Here is a 22,138-nt window from a genome sequence, read left to right as displayed (position 1 = left end):
AACAATTCCTCCTAAGCCTTTGTTTTGTTTGATACCATTTCTGCTTGTTCATCCAGCATATCTTGTAACGATATAGAGTCAATAACTTGATTAATACTATCTCTCATTTGCATCCAAACTAATTTAGTAACGCAATTTTCTTCCTTTTCACATCCATTGGCATTATCTATGACACAATCAGCTGGTGCCATATCGCCTTCTAGGACTCGAAGTATATTTCCAACAGTAATTTCTTTAGGGGATTTGGCTAACATATACCCACCTTGAGCACCTCTTACACTGTTTAATAAACCTGCCTTTCTTAAAGTTGAAACTAATTGTTCTAAATAGTTTTCTGAAAGTTCTTGTGCAGTAGCAATAGTGTTTAAAGGAATAGGTCCTTCACCATAATGGAGAGCTAATTGAAACATAGCTTTTAGTCCATATCTTCCCCTAGTAGATAGTCTCATTTAACCACCCCTTTAATTCCAACTAAACTACTTGGTTTTCTTTAATAAGTATATTATACCCTAGTATTTTTGTCAACATTCAAAAATAGTATCCAATTTTCAAAAATTAATTCAATAATTATTGAATTTTCTGAAATAATAAATATATCTCAAAAGCACAAAAAATGCTTCCTTCGAAGCATTTTTTATTTAAAGTATAATCCTAAGGATATATATTTTTCTATTAATTAATTATGAATCTGGATATAGGTCTCCAAATTGAGGTGGGAAGAAATCAGGTAATGGTAAATAATCAAAATTATCACAAATATCTTCTGGGCTAAATTCTTCACAGAACTCTGGTGGTGGACAATATCCAAAGGTTGGTATTAATAATTGAACCGTTCCAACTACCTTTACTATTATAAATACACCTACTGCAAAAGTTAATGTATTCTCCGTTTGAATAGGTTGACCTAATACTTGAGAACTCGTTTCAACAACTATCCTGAATTCGAATTCATCCCTTGCATCAGGAATAAAAAGTATAATATCCTTTAGTATATCTGGCAAGAACCCTTCTATTTCTTTGCCTTCTGTAGTTATTATTTTATAAGGAATTCGTAGTGTAAATCTAACCCGTCTAAAATTAGGTGTATTGTCGATATCAGTTACTACTAATGTATTTGGAACGATAAAGCCAGGCTTGAATTTTACATCTCGAAATGTCTTGCCCTTTAGGTCTACTTCTATCTGAGGGAAACACTCTCGCTGTTGACAACTTGCAAAGACCTTATCTACTATAACACAATCTGTATCCATAACCTCTAAAATTTTGCCTAGATCATCTACATTTATATCTTTCATCGTTTTCACTCCTTTACCTTTAATAATTTAACTTTCAATTACATATTATGAACTAAGAATGTAATTGTGCTACTTTTTACTATTATAGGAGGGATAATAATGAAATTATTTTTTGAATCCAAACAATTGGTCATAAATTCAAAAGAAAAGTCCATTTTGTTTAACAGGAATTCCGCAGGAAGCGTTGAATATGCAATATTAGATAATTTATATGAACCAGTAGACGGTTTTCAACTTTATAAAGATAATGTTTTAAAATACTCTATAGATATTGATAGTATGGATAGGGTTCATTTAGTTGCTCTGATGAAGTCTGGAGAATTGAATTATTCAATATTAGAAAATGGAAATTGGTCTAATGCAATAATCGCAAAATTTGATTTACATTCAAAAATATATAGTGACATAATTCTATTAACAGAAGAAAATAATATTAATATTATTTACGGTTATGCAAACTTAATAAACTCTAAACTTTGGACTATCCAACATGTTATAGGTAAAAACCAAAATTGGGATCAATATAGCATAGCAAAATTTATTTCCGACAAAAATATGGCCTCCTATATTGTTGATAGAGATAGTCTGGGAAATATTCAATTAATATATAGTTCAATGGAAGGATTCACTTCCCAAGTCTACCATACTTTTTACAATATCTATGCTAATAAATGGAACCCTATCCCCAATAAATTGAGTTCATCAAATATAAAAAAAGTGCTTCCTTATATATTCTTAGACACTAAGGACAATATTCACTCTCTATGGTTAGAAGATTCAAATAATAATTATATCTTAAAATATAGTAGATTTAGTTCTGCAGGTGAAAACAAATTTACATGGAATCAAGTAAAGGTTCCATATATAGCCAGTTGCACCAATCATCCAATAATTTATGAAGAAAAAGGTATATTAAAGATTATTTATACTAAACCCGGTAGTATTGGTTATATATATTCACCAGATTATGGTCATACTTGGCATGAAGGAGAAGATTTTAAAACTGATTTTTCAAACATTAATTTGATAAAAATATCGAATTGTACATTTAACTCCAATTCTAAAATTAACCATGTATATTGTTCTATTGGTAAAAAATTAAACTTCATCTTTTTCGATTCTTTTAATTCTAATGATACAGAAAGCCTAAAATCAAAAGATGAAAAGGATAAATCTATTATGGAAGAAGATACATCAGAAAAAACAGAAATTATGATAAAGGAGCTCCTAAAAAATCAAGAAACAATAAATACTCTTATATTAAAAACCATTGAGTCCCAGCAAAAAGTGGAAAAAGATATAGAGTATATATTAGAATTATTGATGAACAAAAAAAGTTCTTTATTTGACAAAATATTTAAATAATAACTTTTTCCATACTTTTCTTACCACTTTTTCGTTCTATTAGATAAATATTTTCAATTTCTGCACCAATTTTCATAGCCTCTTTTCTTAAAATATTTAAGTATTTTATATTACTAAATTTAATAGAATAACTACATCCAGCTTTTATGCCACAAGGTGTGGAAACAAGCTGGAAGTTTTTATGCCCTAATCTTTCTAAAATGGTCAAAGTATAAACCGCCATATTTTTTGATTTAAATACACAAATATAATGTCTATAGTCCATTTTAATTTTCTCTCCCTCCTATAGTACAAATATATTCTTTTATCGGATTATGGTTACATATTTCTATTAAACCCATAAAATGAATTAGGGACAAAGAAAGGAGAGGACTTAATGAAAAATTCTTATAAAAAATATGTTTATAATTTTATAAAAAAAAGGTTAGAAGTGAAAAATATAAAATCCTTTGAGGGAGTTTCTATAATTACTTCCACGAACAAACCCCATACTCTCACCAACATTTTAGAAAATTTTAATAGACAAGATTATCTAGAAAAAGAATTAACTATTATTATAAACAACGATTCAATAAATTTAGAAGAATGGTCAAATATAGCAAAGAAAAATAGGAAAGTTAATATATTCAAACTAAACCAAAAGACATCTCTTGGTAAATGCTTAAATTTTGCAGTAGATAAATGTCAATATAATATAATTGCAAAATTTGATGATGACGACTATTATGGACCAAAGTATATATCTAGTACCATTGAGTATTTCAAAAGGACAGATGCTAAAGTTCTAGGTAAGGCAGCAAATTTTGTCTATTTTGTTGAAAAAAATATTCTAGCAATTAGAACTCCTAATCAAGAAAATCGATACGTTAGATTTGCAAATGGTTCAACACTTGTATTTAAAAAAGAAATATTTGAAAAAGTTAAATTTAGAGATATGTCTCTTGCAGAAGATGTCTACTTTTGCCAAGACTGTGTTAAAAATAACATTTTAATATATTCTACAGATAGATATCATCATGTTTATTTCCGTCATCCTATTAAAAAAAATCATACTTGGAAAATAACAGATGATGAATTTATGGATAAATACTGTAAAATTATTGGAAAAGTAGAAGATTACATTTCCTACGCTAATAACGTAAAATGATCAAGAAAGGAAGTGTATTATGAACAACAATAAAAATATTTATATTGAGCATATGATTAATAACCTAAATAGAAATTGGAGGAAGAAAAATAAAGGGATTATTAGAAAAAATGTTAGAAGATTTAAAGTAGCCTGTATATTGGATAGGTTCAACTATGAATGTCTTAAATATGAAGCTAATTTCTGCCAACTAGGATATTACAATTGAAAAGAAGTGATAGATAAAAATAATCTTGATTTATTATTTATTGAATCCGCTTGGGAAGGTTATAATTATCAATGGATAAATAGAATTGCCAATATAGAAAAATATAGAGATGATACATTGATTAAGATTACAGATTATTGTAGAAAAAAATATCCCTGCTGTTTTCTGGGCAAAGGAAGATCCCACTGATTTCCATGCTTTTTCTGAATCGGCCAAATATTTTGAATATGTATTTACTACTGATATCAACTGTATTTCAAAGCACAAAAAGATATTAGCCCATAATAATGTGTTTTTACTTCCATTAGCAGCCCAGCCACAGCTTCATAACCCAATTGATAGAGACAAAGAAAAGATTGGTAAAGTTGCTTTTGCTGGAAGTTGGTATAAAAAATTTGAGAATAGAAAAATATATATCCACAATCTATTAAGGCCAGCCAAAAAACATGGATTAGTTATATATAATCGTTTCTTCTATTCAAATAATGATCAGTTTGCATTTCCAGACGAATATAAAGCTTATATTAGAAAAGCATTAGATTATAAAAGTATTGCAAATGAATGCAAAAATATAATATATTTTTAAATGTGAACTCAGATAATACCAGTCCTACTGCATTTTCAAGAAGGGTGTACGAATTATTGGCTTGTGGTATTCCTGTTATTAGCAGCTATAATCCTGGAATTATTAATTTCTTTAAAGATATAGTATTTATATCTAATTCAGAAAAGGATACTGAAAAATATATAGAAAGGATAATATATGATAAAGAGCTTAGAGATAGAATATCCTTGTTAGGACAAAGAGAGGTATTTAATAATCACACTTATGAACTAAGATTCAAAGGTCTATTAAATACCTTAGGACTAAAAAAAATGAAGAAATACAAGAAGGAGTCTCAGAAATAACCTATGCAAACTCGGCTGTAGTACTTAATAGTTTTTTAGAAAACTACATGTATCAAAATTATAATCCAAAGGAATTAATATTGATTGTAGAATCTGACAGTTACATGTTTTAAATTCATTTTTCCCAACATATTATCCTTCCTCTATCTATATCCTTTATTATAAAATGTAAAGATGCACCAAAAATATCTTCATCATCTTTTATCATCCAAAACCATGGATTTGGTTCTTGACAATAAGAAAGATGACTTGTGTGTAAATTAATCATTCCATTTTTGGATATGGTGTAAATTTCGGGCTTTATTATTTGATGCAAACTACAAACACAAGCTAATTCAATCTTATGTTCTTTTAATCTATTAAATATCTCTATAGAATTAATATTATTAGTAATAATATGTTCAATATTAGCTTTTTTACAGAGTTCAATACTTAATGGAGTTTTATTTGAATCCTCTTTAATATTCATTATGACTAATTTGATGAAAATATCATACTTTAATAGTTCTTCGAAATAATTTTTAAAAACATTCCTCCAGTGCCAATAAATGCAACTTTTCTTTCCATAATAATACTTCTGTTAATTTATTTCCAATATATTATCTTTTTTATGCTTGAATTCTTTGTAGATATTGTGATATGGTTTCTGGATTAGACCAAACTGTCTAAAAAATCTTTCTATATTCTCTTACTTTCCACATTAAATAAAGGGGATCTACTGGAATACAATGCCCTCCTACACCTGGACCAGGATAAAAAGACTGAAATCCATAAGGTTTAGTTTTGGCTGCATCTATAACTTCCCAAATATCAATATTAAATTTGTCATATATTATTGCCATTTCATTAGCTAATGCAATATTAATATTTCTATAAGTATTTTCCAAAATTTTGCATATTTCGGCAACTTTTGGAGTGGATACTCTATAGACATCACACCCTATTGCATTTTTATAAAACGTTGATACTACTTCTATACATTCATGCGTTACTCCACCAACTACTTTTGTAGTTTTTTTATAATATTCTTTGTTCCCTAGGTCTATTCTTTCTGCAGAATAGGCAAGATAATAGTCCTTTCCACATTTTAAACCTGTTGAATCAAGAAGTGGTAGCAATAATTCCTCAGTAATCTCGGGATAAGTAGTACTTTCTAGTACAATTAACATATCTTTATGAAAATACTTTTTTATTTCACCAATGGAATTCTTCATATAATTCATATTTGGTATTTTATATTCATCAATAGGAGTGGGAACACATATAATAACACAATCAATACTTCTCGATACTCTAGTGTCATTAGTAGCTTTTAAAAGGCTCTTTTCTACTAAAAATTTTAAATCTTTATTGGCAACACCATCTATATAACTAATTCCTTTATTTATTAAACCAATTTTTCCTACTTGGATGTCTAAACCAATTACATTATAACCATTTTTAGCTATTTCAACAGCCAAAGGTAGTCCTACATATCCTAATCCTATCACTCCAATAATTGCTTTTTTCTTTTTAATTTTATTCAATAACATTCTTCCCATCTCCTATCTACTTAAATAAAAATCTTTGATTTTTTCTACAATATAATGTTGGATGTCCTCTGTCATTTCTGGATAAATAGGAAGAGCCAAAGTTTTATTAGAAACATTTTCTGCTGTTGGGAAATCACCTTTTTTATATCCTAGTTGTCTGTAAGCTTTTTGTAGATGTAGAGGTAAAGGATAATATATTCCACTGTCTACCCCTTGAGTTTTTAAATATTCTCTTAAATTATCTCTTTCTTCTAATTGGACTACATAAAGGTGATAAACTGAGTACACATCATCTATTTCTATTGGTCTTTTAAAAGGTAATTTTTCTAATAACCTATTATATTTAAATGCAATCTCTCTTCTATTTTCATTCCATTGATGTAAGTATTTTAATTTAACTCTTAAAATTGCTGCCTGAATTTCGTCTAATCGGCTATTATAGCCTAATATTTCGTTGAAATATTTAGTCCTTTGTCCATGAAATCTTAACATTCTTAGCTCTTTCACTATATTTTATCATTTGTTACTATCATTCCACCATCACCCATACAGCCTAAATTTTTTGTAGGAAAAAATGAAAAACATCCAGCATTGCCTATAGAACCTACCTTCTTTCCTTTATAAATGGCCCTATAACCTGACAAGCGTCTTCAATAATTTTTAAATCGTATTTTTGTCCTAAATCAACAATTTTGTTCATTTCAACAGGTTGTCCAAACAGATGGACAGGTATAATCGCCTTAGTTTTACTTGTTATTTTTTCTTCAATCATGTTTGTATTTATATTGAAAGTATCCTCATCGATATCAACAAAAACAGGAGTTGCACCAGCTTGAGATATGGCCTCAGCAGTTGCAAAAAAAGTAAAAGGTATTGTTATCACCTGGTCACCTTTTCCTATTCCATAGGCTTCAAGAGCTAATCATATTGCATCAGTGCCATTAGCAACCCCTACGCCATATAAAGCATTGGTAAATCTTACTAATCCCCTTTCCAAATTATTTACATTTTCTCCTAGTATAAAATTACTATTTTTTACTACTGCCTACATAGCTTCATCAATTTCTTTTTTAATGGATTCATGTTTCTCCTTTAAATCTATTAACGGAATTTTCATCTAATCACTCCCATATTAATCCATTGGCACCAAAACTACTTTATCCTAATATAGAATTATGCAGTAATAATAAACAATGTTACAATTATACTTTTTCCAAATAAAATAACCTCTGTCAAATATATATGACAAAGGTTATTCATCAATTAGATAGATAAATTCTACTACCCCTACCTAATATTAATCTATTACTATTTTTCATTCCCTTTTCACTTCCAATAATAGATTCTTCCCCAATTATAGAGTTTTCAATTGAATTTATAACTCCCATTATAGTACATCTGTCTAGAACAACAGAGTTTTCCAAATTAGACTTATCAATATTAACTCCATTTCCAATGGAAGTATAAGGCCCAATATATGAATGTTTAATAATTGAATTGTCTCCAATGATTACTGGCCCTCTTACTATACTATTATATATAGCTGATTCTTTTCCAAGAATTATTTTGCCAGAAATATGGGAATTTACTACTTCCCCAGTTATATTTTCTTCAATAGATGATAAGATATCTATATTCTCCTCTATTACATCTGCTGGATTGCCTATGTCTCTCCATTTCTTATTTAATATCTGATATCCTATATCATATCCATTCTGTAATAACCATTTAATAGCGTCTGTCAATTCGTATTCACCACGATAAGAAGGATCAATTTCTTTGCAAGCTTTAAATATATTTTCATCAAAAGCATATAGACCTGTAATTGCCCAATTACTGAAAGCTGTTTTCGGTTTTTCTTCTAAATCAATTATTCTTCCATTTCCTATATAAGCTACTCCAAATCTTTCTGGATTATTTACTTCTTTTAATAAAATCTTACAGTTGTTTTCACTAATTAGAAATTCCCCGATGAAGTTTTGTAAATCCAGATTGAAAGAATTATCTCCTAATACCATAATAAATTTTTCTCTATCAATATATTCTTCAGCAAATAAAAGCCCATGGGCTATTCCCTTTGGATCATGTTGTACTATATAATGGAAGTCTTGAGTATAGTATTTCTTTAATACTTTTTCAAATATTGGTTTATTATATTCATTTACTAATATAGCCAATTCTTTGATTCCAGATTTTAAAAGCAAATCGATGGTATAGACAATTAAAGGTTTATTTCCAATAGGAATTAACTGTTTAGGAATTGTATAAGTTATGGGATGAAGCCTTGTACCTCTTCCTCCACATAGAATTAATCCTTTCAATTTTCAATCCTCCCTTTATAGCTATCCTTATATATTATATTAATATATAAAAATTTTGATATTATGCAAAAACTGAGGTAAAGTCATGACTTTACCTCAATTTATTTTATAATCCTAATTTAATTTTCAGTTTTTCTAACATATCCTTTGTCATAGCATCTAAATCATATTTCGGATCCCAGCCCCATTCTTCTCTGGCTGCTGAGTCATCTAATGAATTAGGCCATGAATCTGCTATAGCTTGCCTTACTGGATCTACATCATAATCTAGTTCAAATTCTGGTATCAATTTTCTTATTGATGCAGCAATCTCTTCTGGCTCAAAACTCATTGCGGTAACATTAAAGGCATTCCTATGGACCAATTTGGATGAGTCTGCTTCTAAAAGCTTAATAATAGCTTCTAAAGCGTCTGGCATATACATCATATCCATCTTAGTTCCTTTAGCAATAAAGCTGGTGTATTTTTTGTTCTTCAATGCGTCATAGTATATATGTACCGCATAGTCTGTAGTTCCACCACCAGGTAAAGTCTCATAGGAAATCAACCCTGGAAAACGTACGCCTCTAGTGTCTACTCCAAACTTATGATAATAATAATCACATAATATTTCTCCTGCTACTTTAGTTACCCCATACATAGTATTTGGTCTTTGAATTGTATCTTGTGGAGTATTATCTTTAGGCGTAGAATCTCCAAAAGCAGCTATAGAACTTGGTGTAAATACAGCGCATTTTTCTTCTCTTGCTACTTCTAATACATTATATAATCCATTCATATTTACATCCCAAGCCATTGCAGGTTTTTCCTCACCAACTGCAGATAAAATCGCTGCTAGATGGATTATTGTATTTACCTTATGTTTTCTTACTACTTCAGCTAATTGATTAGCATCTGTAACATTTACAATTTCAAAAACTCCCGACTCCATAAGGTCTTCATGACCTTCCTTGACTCTTCTACTACTGGCGATTACATTATCGTTTCCATATATCTTTCTTAATCCCATAGTAAGTTCTGAGCCAATCTGGCCCAATGCTCCTGTTACTAAAATCTTTCTCATATTAAACACCTCCACGAATTTTAAAAACATCTTATTGATATAATTATATCATACTAAATTATATCATCTAATGCTTTAAAAAGATATATCCTCTAATAAAAACATATTCCCATAGCTTTAGGACCTAAATGGCATCCAATAACAGGCCCCAATACATCTATTGAAATATTAGCCTTGGGGAATCTATCTTGTAGATCTTCTTTAAGTTTTAAAGCTTCTTTCTCGTTTAGTATGTGACATATACCTATTTTTTCTATGGAATTTGGTATTTTACTCCTAATTGCATTTATTGCTTTATTTTTTCCCCTTACTTTTTCTAATAATTTCAATTCCCCATCTTTTAGTTGTATAATAGGTTTAATATTTAATACTTCACCAATAGCAGATTGTATCCCTGAAAGTCTACCACCCCTTCTTAAATACTCTAAGGTATCTACTGTAAGATAGACATCCATACTATTCTTTTTTCTTTCAATATATTCGACTATTTCCCCTTTAGTTTTACCCGAAGCAGCCATCTTTAATGCATCCTCTACTAAAAATCTTAAATTAGAAGCTGCTTGTATAGAATCAATAATAGTAATCCTTTCATCCTCTAAAATATTTTTTGCTAAAACAGCACTATTATAGGTACCGCTTAATTTAGAAGATAAAAGAATGGCTATTATCTCATCATAACCCTGGTCAAAAGCTTTTTTATATTTAGTTAAAAAGTCTGCTGCTGCTGGTTGTGATGTGGTAGGAAATAATTTTGTCCCTTGTAATTTTTCATAGAACTCATCAAACTCTCCAGGGAACCCTTCTCTTTCTGTTTTACCATCAAAAATATAATTTAGTGGTACTATGGATAAATCCATCTTTTCAGCAAAATCCTTACTAATATAACTAGTAGAATCAGTAATAATTTTTATACTCGCCATATTGTCCCTCCTTATAAAATAGTTTTGCTATTGCTAAAAGCAATAGCAAAACTATTATTTCATATTTCCTGCTATTTGACAACTATATTGTAAATCTTACCCATTACAAAAATCTCTTTTATTATTTGTTTTCCTTCTAAATATTTCATTACGCTTTCATTTTCTTTAGCTTTTTCCCTGACTATATCTTGAGTATCATAATTATTAACCTTAATTACGCCTCTAACCTTTCCATTAACCTGTACTGGCATTTCTATTACTTCATCTTTAATTTTTTCTTCATCATATTTAGGCCATATGCTTTGATTAAGCATTCCATCAAATCCTAGGATTTCCCATAATTCCTCTGTTATATGAGGTGCTACAGGATTTAATAGGATCAAATATGTTTTTATATCAGCTTTAGTAATCTGGCCAATGTCATTAAATTCATTTAATAATGTCATCAATGCAGCAATAGCAGTATTAAATTTCAATGTTTCATAATCCTCAGATACTTTTTTTATGGTCTTATGGATATTAGTTTCTAATTCCTTAGAATAATCATCTCCTTCTACTACAATATCTTGTAGTCTCCATACCCTATCTAGGAATCTTCTGCAACCTTTAACTCCATTTTCTGACCAAGGTACTGACTTTTCAAAATCACCTATAAACATCTCATAGGTTCTTAAAGTATCTGCCCCATATTCGTTGACAATATCATCTGGATTGATTACATTTCCTCTTGATTTTGACATTTTTTCATTATTCTCACCAAGTATCATTCCGTGAGAGGTCCTCTTTCTATAAGGTTCTTTCGTATTAACTACTCCAATATCATATAGAAATTTATGCCAAAATCTTGAATAAAGTAAATGTAGTGTAGTATGCTCCATTCCACCATTATACCAGTCTACAGGCATCCAGTATTGAATTTCTTCCTTACTAGCTAACTGCCCTTTATTATTTGGATCTATATATCTTAAAAAATACCATGAAGAACCTGCCCATTGAGGCATGGTATCAGTTTCTCTTTTAGCAGCTTTCCCACATTTAGGACAAGTTGTATTTACCCAATCGGTTATATTAGCTAATGGAGATTCTCCAGTATCAGTAGGTTCATAATTTTCTACTTCTGGTAACATTACTGGCAATTCTTCTTCAGGTACAGGCACCCAACCACAATCTTCGCAATAAACTAGTGGTATTGGCTCTCCCCAGTATCTTTGACGAGAAAATACCCAATCCCTTAATTTATAATTGGTTTTTCTTTGGCCAAGACCTTCTTCTTCTAACCAATTACTAATTTTTTCTATGGCCTCCTTTACTTCCAATCCATTTATAAGCTCTGAATTTACTAGTATTCCTGATTCTGTATCGGTATAAGCTTCCTTCTCCACATCTCCACCTTTTACAACTTCTACTATAGGAAGATTGAATTTCTTTGCAAATTCCCAATCTCTACTATCATGAGCTGGCACTGCCATTATGGCTCCAGTTCCATAACTCATTAATACGTAATCCGATATCCAAATTGGAATTTCTTTCTGCGTCACAGGATTAATTGCTTTAATCCCTTTGACTTCAACTCCAGTTTTTTCCTTAGAGAGTTCTGTTCTTTCAAAATCAGATTTTTTACTAGCATATTCTTTATATTCTCTAATCTCATCTATATTTTCTAATTCATCTTTGTACTTTTCAATTAATGGATGTTCTGCGGCAATTACCATATAAGTAGCTCCATACAATGTATCTGGTCTAGTAGTAAATACTTTTAGCACATCCTCTTTCCCACTAATTTTAAAGTCTACTTCCATTCCCTCTGAACGACCTATCCAATTGATTTGCTGTGTTTTAACCCTATCTATATAATCTACCATGTCTAAATCATCTATCAATCTATCTGCGTATTCAGTAATTTTTAGCATCCATTGGTTTTTAGTCTTTCTTACAACTTCCCCTCCACATCTTTCACAACCACCTGCTACTACTTCTTCATTAGCAAGACCTACTTTACAAGATGGACACCAATTTATAGGCATTTCATGTTTATAGGCTAATCCCTTTTCAAACATTTTTATAAATATCCATTGAGTCCATTTATAATACTTAGGGTCTGTAGTATTTATTTCCTTAGACCAATCAAAGGAAAATCCAATAGATTTTAATTGTCTTTTAAACATGGCCACATTTTTTTCAGTAACCTTCTTAGGATGAATCTTGTGTTGTATTGCAAAGTTTTCCGTAGGTAATCCAAAAGCATCCCACCCCATTGGAAATAGTACATTATACCCTTCAAATCTTCTTTTCCTAGAAACAATATCTAAAGCAGTATATGGCCTTGGATGACCTACATGTAACCCTTGCCCTGAAGGGTAAGGAAATTCAATTAAAGCATAGAATTTAGGTTTTGATTTATCTTCACTGGTTTCAAAAACCTTTTTTTCATCCCAAATATCCTGCCATTTCTTTTCAATTTTATTTGGCCTGTATTCTCTCATAATTTTACCTCCTCATAATAATAACAAAAAACCTTTCGTCAAAAAATAGAGACGAAAGGTTTATTTCCGCGGTACCACCCTAATTGATAGTATTACTATCCTCTTAAAACAATAACGGCTTTTGCCGGTTAAGATTACTATTTTTCACCTTAACAACTCTAGGACGAGTTCAGCTTCAATTGATACTGTTTTTCACCGTCCAACAGCTCTCTAAAATCAATGGATAAGCTTACTACTTCCTATCATAGTTAATATTTGATTTTATCATGTATTATAGCAGATAAATATTATTAAATCAAGGAATTATTAAATTTATTTTAAAATTCTGCAGATCTAACCGTTCTTGGGAAAGGAATAACATCTCTAATATTGGTCATCCCTGTCATATACATAATAGCTCTTTCAAATCCCAATCCATAGCCTGCATGTTTAGTTCCACCATATTTTCTTAATTCTAAATACCACCAATAATCTTTTTTATTCATACCCATCTCTTCTATTCTTCTCTCTAATATATTTAGTCTTTCTTCTCTTTGGCTACCACCAATTATTTCCCCTACTCCTGGAACTAGTAGGTCCATAGCAGCTACAGTTTTTTCATCATCATTTAATCTCATATAAAAAGCTTTTATATCCTTTGGATAGTCAATAACAAATACTGGACCTTTAAAAACTTTTTCAGAAATATATCTTTCATGTTCTGTTTGAAGATCGATACCCCATTCTACTGGATACTGAAACTGCTCTTTAGATTTCTTAAGTATATCTATAGCTTCAGTATAGGTGATACAACCAAAATCCGAATTAACTATATTTTCCAACCTCTCTATTAACCCTTTATCTATGAAAGAATTGAAGAATTTCATTTCTTCTTTAGCATTTTCCATAACATAGTTAATTATATATTTCATCATATCTTCTGCTAACTCTCTATTATCCTTTAAATCAGCAAAAGCAATTTCAGGTTCAATCATCCAAAACTCAGCTGCATGTCTAGCTGTATTAGAGTTTTCTGCCCTAAATGTTGGACCAAAGGTATAGACATTTTTAAATGCCAATGCATAGGCTTCTGCTTCTAACTGACCGCTTACAGTTAAATTAGTTTCTTTTCCAAAGAAGTCTTTAGTATAATCGACTCTATTGTCCTGGTCCAAAGGTACATTAGTTAAATCCAAGTTAGTAACTTTAAACATTTCCCCAGCACCTTCCGCATCACTACCTGTTATAATTGGTGTATGAACATATATAAAATCTCTTTCTTGGAAGAATTTATGGACAGCGTAGGCTGCTAAAGATCTCACTCTAAATACAGCATTAAAAGTATTACTTCTTGGTCTTAAATGAGCTATAGTCCTTAGGTATTCAAAAGAATGTCTCTTTTTTTGTAAAGGATAATCCCTATCAGAAAGAGATACCAAAGATATCTCTTTAGCTTGTATTTCAAAAGGTTGTTTTGCACCAGGCGTTTCTACTAAAGTCCCTTTTATAGATATAGCACTACTAATAGGAAGTTTTTCTATTTCTTTAAAATTATCTAATCCTTCATCAAAAACTATTTGTAGATTGCTAAAAAAGGTTCCATCATTGATTTCAATAAACCCAAACTTTTTTGAAGACCTTAAGGTTCTAATCCATCCTTCTGTTAGTATTTCCTTATTTAAGTATTTTTCCGTCTCATTATATATTGTTTTTATATTTACTTTCATCAGCAATACTCCTTTCTAATATATTCAATTTATAAAATAAAAAATCCTTCCATCCTGAAAGGGACGAAAGGTTCGCGGTACCACCCTAATTGCTAAAAATAGCCACTTTATCATACAATCAATGTATATCATATATAACGGTATGATGCCGTCTAAGCCTACTCTCCATAGATTTCGGTTAGAAACTCAAGGATGTTCTTCAATATAAGTTTCGTGCTGGGTTTCCACTTTGCCCCAACTCCCTAGGACTACCTCTTATATTTACTCTTCCTATCAATGTTTATATAGACTTTATAATATTATAATTAGATTATTCTTCTTTGTCAAATAATTTCCATAAATATTCTTTTATTGTCTTCTCATACCCGTGATCCGTCGGTTCATAATATTTACTTCCTATAAAATCATCGGGTAAATACTGCTGTTTTATATAAGCATTATCATAATTATGGGGATATAAATAGCCTTTACCATAACCTAAATTAGTAGCTCCCTTATACGATGCATCCCTTAGATGAGCTGGTACTTTTCCAATAGGTTTGTTTTTAATATCCTCTAAAGCCTTTTCAATACCTATATATGAAGCATTGCTCTTTGGTGCACAGGCTACATAAACTGCTGCTTGAGCCAATATTATTCTGCCTTCTGGCATACCAATAACATTCACAGCATTAAAGGCTGATACTGCTACAGTTAGAGCTTGAGGATCTGCATTACCTACATCTTCGGATGCACATATGATTATCCTTCTAGCTATAAACTTAGGATCCTCTCCTGCATTTATCATCTTGGCTAACCAATATAATGTAGCATCAGGATCTGAACCTCTCATACTTTTAATAAAAGCAGAGATCGTATTATAATGTTCATCCCCGCCTTTATCATATTTAGCTGATTTAACTAATATACATCCCTTTATGGTATCCAAATCAATATTAATTATACCGTTATTGTCCTTTGGGGTAGAAAGTACACCTATCTCTAATGAATTTAATGCAAGTCTACCATCCCCATCAGATATTGTTATCAAGTATTCTATAGCTTCTTTTTCAATATTAATCTTATAATTTCCTAATCCTTTTTCTTTGTTGGTTAATCCATTTTTTATTAATTTATAAAGATCTTCTCTTGTTAAAGGTCTAAGGGGTATAACCATCATTCTGGATAGAAGAGCTTTATTTACTTCAAAATATGGATTTTCAGTAGTTGCACCAATTAGGATAATTATCCCTCTTTCCACAAAAGGAAGTAAAGCATCTTGTTGAGCTTTATTAAATCTATGGATTTCATCTATAAATAAAATAGTCCTCTTATTGTATAGTTTTAATCCTTCTTCAGCTTTATGGATCACCTCTCTAATGTCCTTAACCCCAGAAGTAACTGCAGATAGTTTTTCAAAATTCATATTGGTTGAGTTAGCTATTATCATAGCTAATGTGGTTTTTCCAGTACCTGGTGGTCCATAAAATATCATAGATGTTATTCTATCTGCCTTTATTGACCTATTTAAAAATTTCCCCTCACCTAATATATGATTTTGACCAATAAATTCATCTATGTTCGTTGGTCTCATTCTATCTGCTAAAGGGGCATTCTTTTTTAACTGATTTTCCATATTTAAAGTAAATAAATCCATAATTATCACCTGTTCATTAATTTATCGCTATATTTCATAATATAATAGATAATTAATATAGTCAATTAAATAAAATTAAAGGGAGACTAGAGTCCTCCCTATAATTCATTATTTACTACCAATTAATTATATTAATTCCTTTTTTACATACTCCGATGTCATGGTTCTTAAAATTCCTCCATAACTAAGGTTAAATCTAATTTTATCTCCAACTTTATAATCTATTTCACTATCAGTTCCATCTAATATTAAGTGGTCACTACTTCCTCCGAGTATTGTAACACCTGAGTCTTGTGGGATTAGAGTATCAAAATCCACGTCTTGTTTTCCTATGGCGGCTATCATACGTTTTCTTATACCTTTGTCCTCAAAGGAAGGAATTTTTCCAAAGGCATCTCTTCCTATTTCACCAATAGGTAAAGATGGTTTTTCTTTTATTTCAATAATCTCTACTGTCAATTGAAAAACATCATCATAAGTGTTTTCAATTCTATTTCCATAGGCAGTTTCTAACCCTAATACTAAAGATTCTCCTAATCTTAACATATTTACCTCTGGTATTTGGATATCATTTAATAATAAATGTAGACTACTAGAGTTACCTCCAGAAATTATTTTTAAATTAATATTAAATCTATTTTCTATCTTTTTTCCTATCTCTGTAAGCCTTCCCAAATTTAATTTACTAGGTATTACTCCCCCATAACAGGTTAGGTTAGTTCCTATACCTAACAATTTAATGCCTTCTAATTTTAAAATTTCTTCTGTTACCCTATATATTTCATCTTCATCAAAATATCCTTCTCGTAAATCACCTAAATCAACCATTAATAATATTTTATGATTAACATCCTTTTCCATAGCTGCTTTTGATAATTCCTTTATAGTATTTAATTCAGAGTTAAGAGATATGTCTGCATATTCAACTACTTTTTCTACCTCAGATATCATAGGTAATCTTAATAGAATTTTAGGTATTTTAAACTGTTTTAATTTTACTAAATTTTCAATTCGAGAATCTGCCAAATAACTTACTCCACTATCAACATAAGCTTGTGCAACTTCAGGATGTCCACAAAAGACTTTCGTAACTCCTGCTACTTCTATATCTTTCTTTTTGCATAGATCTATTATTGTTTTTACATTATGGTCTAACTTTTTTAGATCTATTTGAATTTTAGGATAATACATAATAACCTCCTGTACTTTAGATCAACGTTTGGAAAATCATAGGACATTTTTGTTTAAACTTCATATTTAAATAATATTGATAATAATGGTTCAAATATTAAGATATATAATAACATCAAAAACATTTTTAGGGGAAACGTAAAATTGCTTTTAAAAACTAGGTAAGCATATAAAAGAATAAATATTACTACACTGATTATTCTACAACCGATGTTCACTCCATATTCTTTTCCACATTTTGTAAAAATATATCTGAATCTATTTTTAGAAATATATTGTTTATAAAAGTTTAAAAATGATATTTTTGTCCCACAATTACAACATTCTCTTAACATAAAACTCCTTCCCCAAAATTTCAAAACTAATATACTATATTAATGGTGGCTGCTTTAAAAATATCTGAACAGCCACCTTCCACACTATTTACGCTCAAGACTATCATTCAACAGTATTAACGCCTCTTCTGGATATTTTCTTGACATTACTCCTAGGGAAGCCATTATATATTCATTATCTATAAGTATTTTTGCTTCTTTAGATGGTAGTAATTCATTGCCTTTACCGCTTAAAGAAATTTGTTGTAATATTTTGATTCTATTGGATAATCTTGTTAATGCACCACCTGTACCAATAATTGTATTTACTTTTGTTAAATCCTTACCTTCTGCTAAAGTTGTCTTACCACCAGGTCCGTATAGATATCTTAACTGCCCAGCATGTCTTTTTACTGCAGTTAATACTGCATGAAGGGTCAATTTTTCTATAAAGGATTTTTCTAATTCTGTTTCCGGTATTGGCTTATGATTTTCAATTAATCTTTCAAATTCTTCCATAGAGATATTTAATTCCTTTATTAATTCCTCTTTTCCTACCATATTAACTATGTTATGCATATTAACATAGACACCCAAATCTCCTTCTACTGTTCTTTTAGCTAAAGGTTCTGGGTTAATTAATATTCTAGATATTTCTTCACTGCCTTCAGTTACAGAATGGACATCTGTTGTAGCTCCCCCTACATCTATGGTGATTAAATCGCCTATTTCTTCGTAAAGTAGATTAGAGGCCTCCATAACCGCACCTGGGGTAGGCATAATAGTACCTGTAACCATATCTCTAACTTTTTGCATACCAGGGGCATTGATTATATGTTTTTCGAATACGTTTTGGATAACAACTCTTGTAGGCTCAATATTTAATTCATCTATTTTAGGATACACATTTTCAACTATATATAGTTCCGATTTTTTGCCTTCAAAAATCTCCTTAACTTCTTCATGATTTTCAATATTTCCTGCATATATTACTGGAATATTTAAATCCAACTGAGCTATTAGTTCAGAATTGTAAAGAGCTGTATCTCTTTCTCCATAATCTACACCACCAGCTATGAGAATAATATTAGGTTTTATTTCCTTAATCTTTTTTAGATCCGAATCCCTCAATTTTCCTGCAGTAATGTACTTAATATTAGCTCCTGCACCTAAAGCTGCTTCTTTAGCAGCCCTAACCGTCATATCATATACCAACCCATGGACGGTCATTCTTAAACCACCAGCAGCGCTACTAGTTGCTATTAATTCATCGTATACAATCTTATCCTCTCCTAAATTATGGGCTAGATTCTCAATGGCATCTTTTAAACCAATATTAACATCCCCATCAACGGCTGTGGTAGCTGCTTGCCCTTGTCCAATGAAGCTAGGACAAGGTGTTAGATTAAAAGCATTTACTACCGTAGTGGTACTTCCTATTTCCGCCACCAGTAAATCAATTTTCATCTTTCATCTCTCTTCTCTTTTTCACTAAAAATGTTGCTACTTGATCACCATTAGAACCTCTACCAAAGCCCGCATCCATACCATTCTTTACCGCTAACTCACTAGACACTTGAGTCCCACCTGCTAATAGGATAATTTTATCTCTAATCCCTTTTTCAATACATAATTCATGTAACTTCTTCATGTTCTTATAGTGAATATCATCATGACTAATTATTGTGGAAGCTAAAATCGCATCTGCATCGATTTCTATTGCAGCATCAACTAGTTTTTCAACAGGGACAGAAGTGCCTAGATAATGGCTTTCTATTCCATATTTTTCAATTCCACCATGTTTAATATCAATTATCTCCCTCAATCCTACCGAGTGTTCATCTTCACCAACTGTACCAGCTACTACTTTCATAGGCCTATCTTCTATATCTTGTCTAATCTCATCCTCCGTTAATACTTCTGGTTTTGGTGGGATTACTAAATCATTAATATCTATGGTAAAATCTACTCTACCTTTTAATTCAATTCTTGTACCTTCTGCTTCCTGCATTATTTCTTTATGAATTACTTCACAATCTTCTAACCCCAATTTCTTACCAATCTCTAAAGCAGCAAATTCAGCTACCCTTTCTTCTGCTGGTAAAAATAGAGTCATTAAGACTATTCCATCCCCTAACCATTCCATTTCAGGTCTAATTTTAGAGGTATTTCTTAACTCTTTTGTTTCTTCTAATCTTAAATAAACATTATCATTTTCATCTAATTCATCAATATAGATAATCTTATCTGGGTCTTCAAAGGTTGAGCCATCTATTAATTTAGATGGATTATCTACTGCAGACTCGTCATATTGAGCTATATTATTATAACCAAAATGAGCAGTTACAGGTGCCATATAATCTTCATCTCTTTCATATACTGTACCTGCACCTATACCTCCATCAATTTTTCTTGCAATTCCATCTCCATTTCTTTCAGGATAGTAGCCAGAATCTACAAAGAAACCTTCTTCTACTGCTTTAAAATAACCTCCGACTTCTATAATCTCTTCCATAAACAGTATTGCTCTTTCTTTCAATTCCCTAACCTTATCTGCTAGTTCACCTTCATCCCTTTTTATCTCTATCATTTCATTTAATCCATCCATACCTGCAAAAGCTTGTTTAGCAGTATCTACTGCCTCTATGTTATAGATATGCCATGGTACATTTCTTCCTTCGTCTGGAGTAATAGTAGATTGTATATCTGCTCTAGTAAGCTGGGATATCAATAAATTTAATACATGAGTTACTGTAGCTTCTCTTGTAGAGGATTCCATATATTTTGTATTCATTTGAGCCCGCATCTTATATTCATAGAAAAGTTCCCTTAAAGCTACAGCATAAGGTAGATCTAATCTCATACACGGAGCCGGTGGTGCTGTTGGTGGCACTGTAGAAAGGCATATATTTTCTTTCTTCATACCTACCTTTACAGAAAACATAGAGTTAATAGCATGTTGCACCATTAGCTCTGGCATTACCTTCCACGCTTCTCTAGCAGTAGCATTAGCATTGTGAGCACCATCTATCTGTGCAATATCTGCCCATGCCATAATCTTCTTTGCACTAGCAGCGTCTACAAAAGACCTTACCATATTTATATTTCTATATAATACATTGTATTGAGGGTCTTGGTGAGCACCATTTACTCCTTCTTCTGCAAACATAACCGCAATTTCTGGACCTGCTACGCCAGATACATAGGAGTGGTAATTAATGGGTCTGCCTACTTCATCTTCTATAATGTCTAGCGCCTTTCTTTGGGCTCTTACTTGTTTTCTAGTAATAGGTATCCCACCTATTCCTTGAGGTGTACCTTCTATTAGTCCATCATAATGACTTTGACCAGCAGTCCTAATTACCATTAGATGATCAGCACCATGCCATGCTGCCATTCTCATACGTCTAATATCATCTTCAAATCTACCTGATGCAATTTCTGTAGTAATTACTGACTTAGGCTGTGGATCAATTTTATCAAAGTACTTTGCTGCAGGTAAAGGTTGACTATTCTCAAGAGGCTCTGATGTATCATAGTATTCAAATTTCCCCATTTGTCTTTTTTCTCCTACACCTTTTCTCCAAGTCCATCCTCTTCTTCTAGGTCTATATTTATCTAAATCTTTCAATATATTTTCAATATTCAACTTTTCATTTGGTTTTAAATCCATCAATTTTCACCTCCCCTAAAAATGTCCAATACATCATCCCACATTTCTCCATTTGCTAGTTTTAATCCCGCTTCCCTTATATCCATTTCTTTATCCTTTGCTAATCTATATACTAAATGTCCGGCACCTTTTCCTAATAATCCTCTATCAATTGCACCTTCAACTATTGCTTTGGATTCTAAACTAGAAAATCCCATTCTTAGTAAAACGGATCTTTCAATAGATGGAGTAGTATTTTTTTCAGATATTTCTACTAAAGGGTCAACTATCTTTTCGGCTAACTCCCAAAATCTAGCTTCTAATTCCTCTTCACTTAAATTAGCTAAATGCTTCCTTCTCTTCTGAAAATCATCTTCTCTCTTCATATCCTTACCT

20 protein-coding genes, 1 pseudogene and 2 other annotated features are annotated in these 22,138 nt (G+C 31.0%); of the genes and pseudogenes, 5 read left to right on the top strand and 16 right to left on the bottom strand.

Annotated features, from left to right (window positions below):
• Window positions 1-11: 11 nt before the first annotated feature.
• Together C3E89_RS12470 and C3E89_RS12465 are read right to left on the bottom strand one after the other, a co-directional pair.
• Window positions 12-449 carry an RrF2 family transcriptional regulator gene (locus C3E89_RS12470; protein WP_236913266.1) on the bottom strand — a complete coding sequence of 146 codons (438 nt, stop codon included), beginning with the start codon at window positions 447-449 and terminating at the stop codon, window positions 12-14.
• A gap of 231 nt (window positions 450-680) precedes the next feature.
• Window positions 681-1,295, bottom strand: coding sequence for a hypothetical protein (locus C3E89_RS12465; protein WP_236913265.1), 615 nt, complete (start codon window positions 1,293-1,295; stop codon window positions 681-683).
• Window positions 1,296-1,394: 99 nt separating this feature from the next.
• On the opposite strand from C3E89_RS12465, the gene C3E89_RS12460 reads away from it, so the two are divergent.
• Window positions 1,395-2,660, top strand: a complete 1,266-nt coding sequence (locus C3E89_RS12460) for a hypothetical protein (protein WP_236913264.1) — start codon at window positions 1,395-1,397, stop codon at window positions 2,658-2,660.
• Here the strand turns inward: C3E89_RS12460 and C3E89_RS12455 are convergent.
• Window positions 2,653-2,925: a putative Se/S carrier-like protein gene (locus C3E89_RS12455; protein WP_236913263.1), complete on the bottom strand. Its 273-nt coding sequence runs from the start codon at window positions 2,923-2,925 to the stop codon at window positions 2,653-2,655. The genes C3E89_RS12460 and C3E89_RS12455 overlap by 8 nt on opposite strands.
• Window positions 2,926-3,036: 111 nt before the next feature.
• Here C3E89_RS12455 and C3E89_RS12450 point away from each other — a divergent pair, with 111 nt between their 5' ends.
• The 4 genes from C3E89_RS12450 to C3E89_RS12435 all read left to right on the top strand — a co-directional run bounded on the left by C3E89_RS12450 (window position 3,037) and on the right by C3E89_RS12435 (window position 4,924).
• The gene (locus C3E89_RS12450; protein WP_236913262.1) at window positions 3,037-3,807 is read left to right on the top strand and encodes a glycosyltransferase; all 771 of its coding nucleotides are present in this window, start codon (window positions 3,037-3,039) and stop codon (window positions 3,805-3,807) included.
• 19 nt (window positions 3,808-3,826) lie between these two features.
• Window positions 3,827-4,015: a hypothetical protein gene (locus C3E89_RS12445; protein WP_236913261.1), complete on the top strand. Its 189-nt coding sequence runs from the start codon at window positions 3,827-3,829 to the stop codon at window positions 4,013-4,015.
• Between the two features lie 289 nt (window positions 4,016-4,304).
• Entirely contained in the window at window positions 4,305-4,601 is a 297-nt protein-coding gene (locus C3E89_RS12440) for a hypothetical protein (protein WP_442870600.1), read from the top strand.
• Window positions 4,577-4,924, top strand: coding sequence for a glycosyltransferase family protein (locus C3E89_RS12435; protein WP_236913260.1), 348 nt, complete (start codon window positions 4,577-4,579; stop codon window positions 4,922-4,924). The genes C3E89_RS12440 and C3E89_RS12435 overlap by 25 nt, the downstream gene beginning before the upstream one ends.
• Window positions 4,925-5,039: 115 nt before the next feature.
• On the opposite strand, the gene C3E89_RS12430 is transcribed toward C3E89_RS12435, so the two are convergent.
• From C3E89_RS12430 to C3E89_RS12370, 13 genes and pseudogenes are all read right to left on the bottom strand, one after another.
• A complete protein-coding gene (locus C3E89_RS12430) occupies window positions 5,040-5,393 on the bottom strand; it encodes a formyltransferase family protein (protein ID WP_236913259.1) in 354 nt (117 codons plus the stop codon).
• A gap of 196 nt (window positions 5,394-5,589) precedes the next feature.
• Window positions 5,590-6,456 (bottom strand): nucleotide sugar dehydrogenase, encoded by an 867-nt coding sequence (locus tag C3E89_RS12425; RefSeq protein ID WP_236913258.1) that lies wholly within the window; start codon window positions 6,454-6,456, stop codon window positions 5,590-5,592.
• A 12-nt stretch (window positions 6,457-6,468) separates the two neighbouring features.
• Window positions 6,469-7,573 (bottom strand): annotated as a pseudogene (locus C3E89_RS12420) (DegT/DnrJ/EryC1/StrS family aminotransferase).
• A gap of 142 nt (window positions 7,574-7,715) precedes the next feature.
• Window positions 7,716-8,777, bottom strand: coding sequence for a glucose-1-phosphate thymidylyltransferase (locus C3E89_RS12415; protein WP_236913257.1), 1,062 nt, complete (start codon window positions 8,775-8,777; stop codon window positions 7,716-7,718).
• Window positions 8,778-8,883: 106 nt separating this feature from the next.
• Window positions 8,884-9,840, bottom strand: a complete 957-nt coding sequence (locus tag C3E89_RS12410) for an L-threonine 3-dehydrogenase (protein WP_236913256.1) — start codon at window positions 9,838-9,840, stop codon at window positions 8,884-8,886.
• A gap of 92 nt (window positions 9,841-9,932) precedes the next feature.
• Window positions 9,933-10,760: a DegV family protein gene (locus tag C3E89_RS12405; protein ID WP_236913255.1), complete on the bottom strand. Its 828-nt coding sequence runs from the start codon at window positions 10,758-10,760 to the stop codon at window positions 9,933-9,935.
• Window positions 10,761-10,831: 71 nt separating this feature from the next.
• Complete coding sequence (gene leuS, locus C3E89_RS12400; RefSeq protein WP_236913254.1) at window positions 10,832-13,243, bottom strand: leucine--tRNA ligase; 2,412 nt, start codon at window positions 13,241-13,243, stop codon at window positions 10,832-10,834.
• Between the two features lie 44 nt (window positions 13,244-13,287).
• Window positions 13,288-13,498, bottom strand: a binding site (T-box leader).
• A 62-nt stretch (window positions 13,499-13,560) separates the two neighbouring features.
• Complete coding sequence (asnS, locus tag C3E89_RS12395; RefSeq protein WP_236913253.1) at window positions 13,561-14,949, bottom strand: asparagine--tRNA ligase; 1,389 nt, start codon at window positions 14,947-14,949, stop codon at window positions 13,561-13,563.
• Between the two features lie 56 nt (window positions 14,950-15,005).
• Window positions 15,006-15,235: a binding site (T-box leader), on the bottom strand.
• A gap of 24 nt (window positions 15,236-15,259) precedes the next feature.
• Window positions 15,260-16,585 (bottom strand): replication-associated recombination protein A, encoded by a 1,326-nt coding sequence (locus C3E89_RS12390; protein ID WP_236913252.1) that lies wholly within the window; start codon window positions 16,583-16,585, stop codon window positions 15,260-15,262.
• Between the two features lie 126 nt (window positions 16,586-16,711).
• Window positions 16,712-17,776, bottom strand: coding sequence for an ornithine racemase Orr (gene orr / locus C3E89_RS12385; protein WP_236913251.1), 1,065 nt, complete (start codon window positions 17,774-17,776; stop codon window positions 16,712-16,714).
• A 419-nt stretch (window positions 17,777-18,195) separates the two neighbouring features.
• Complete coding sequence (locus C3E89_RS12380; RefSeq protein ID WP_236913250.1) at window positions 18,196-19,557, bottom strand: GlmL-related ornithine degradation protein; 1,362 nt, start codon at window positions 19,555-19,557, stop codon at window positions 18,196-18,198.
• Complete coding sequence (gene oraE / locus C3E89_RS12375; RefSeq protein ID WP_236913249.1) at window positions 19,547-21,763, bottom strand: D-ornithine 4,5-aminomutase subunit OraE; 2,217 nt, start codon at window positions 21,761-21,763, stop codon at window positions 19,547-19,549. The genes C3E89_RS12380 and oraE overlap by 11 nt, the downstream gene beginning before the upstream one ends.
• Complete coding sequence (locus C3E89_RS12370; protein WP_236913248.1) at window positions 21,763-22,128, bottom strand: ornithine aminomutase subunit alpha; 366 nt, start codon at window positions 22,126-22,128, stop codon at window positions 21,763-21,765. Before C3E89_RS12370 ends, oraE begins: the two co-directional genes overlap by 1 nt.
• Window positions 22,129-22,138 lie beyond the last annotated feature (10 nt).

This window comes from Clostridium sp. Cult1, assembly GCF_021655095.1.
GTDB lineage: Bacteria > Bacillota > Clostridia > Tissierellales > Tepidimicrobiaceae > Schnuerera.
Note: the sequence above shows the minus strand (reverse complement) of the source record. Positions and strands in the feature narration are given on the sequence as shown.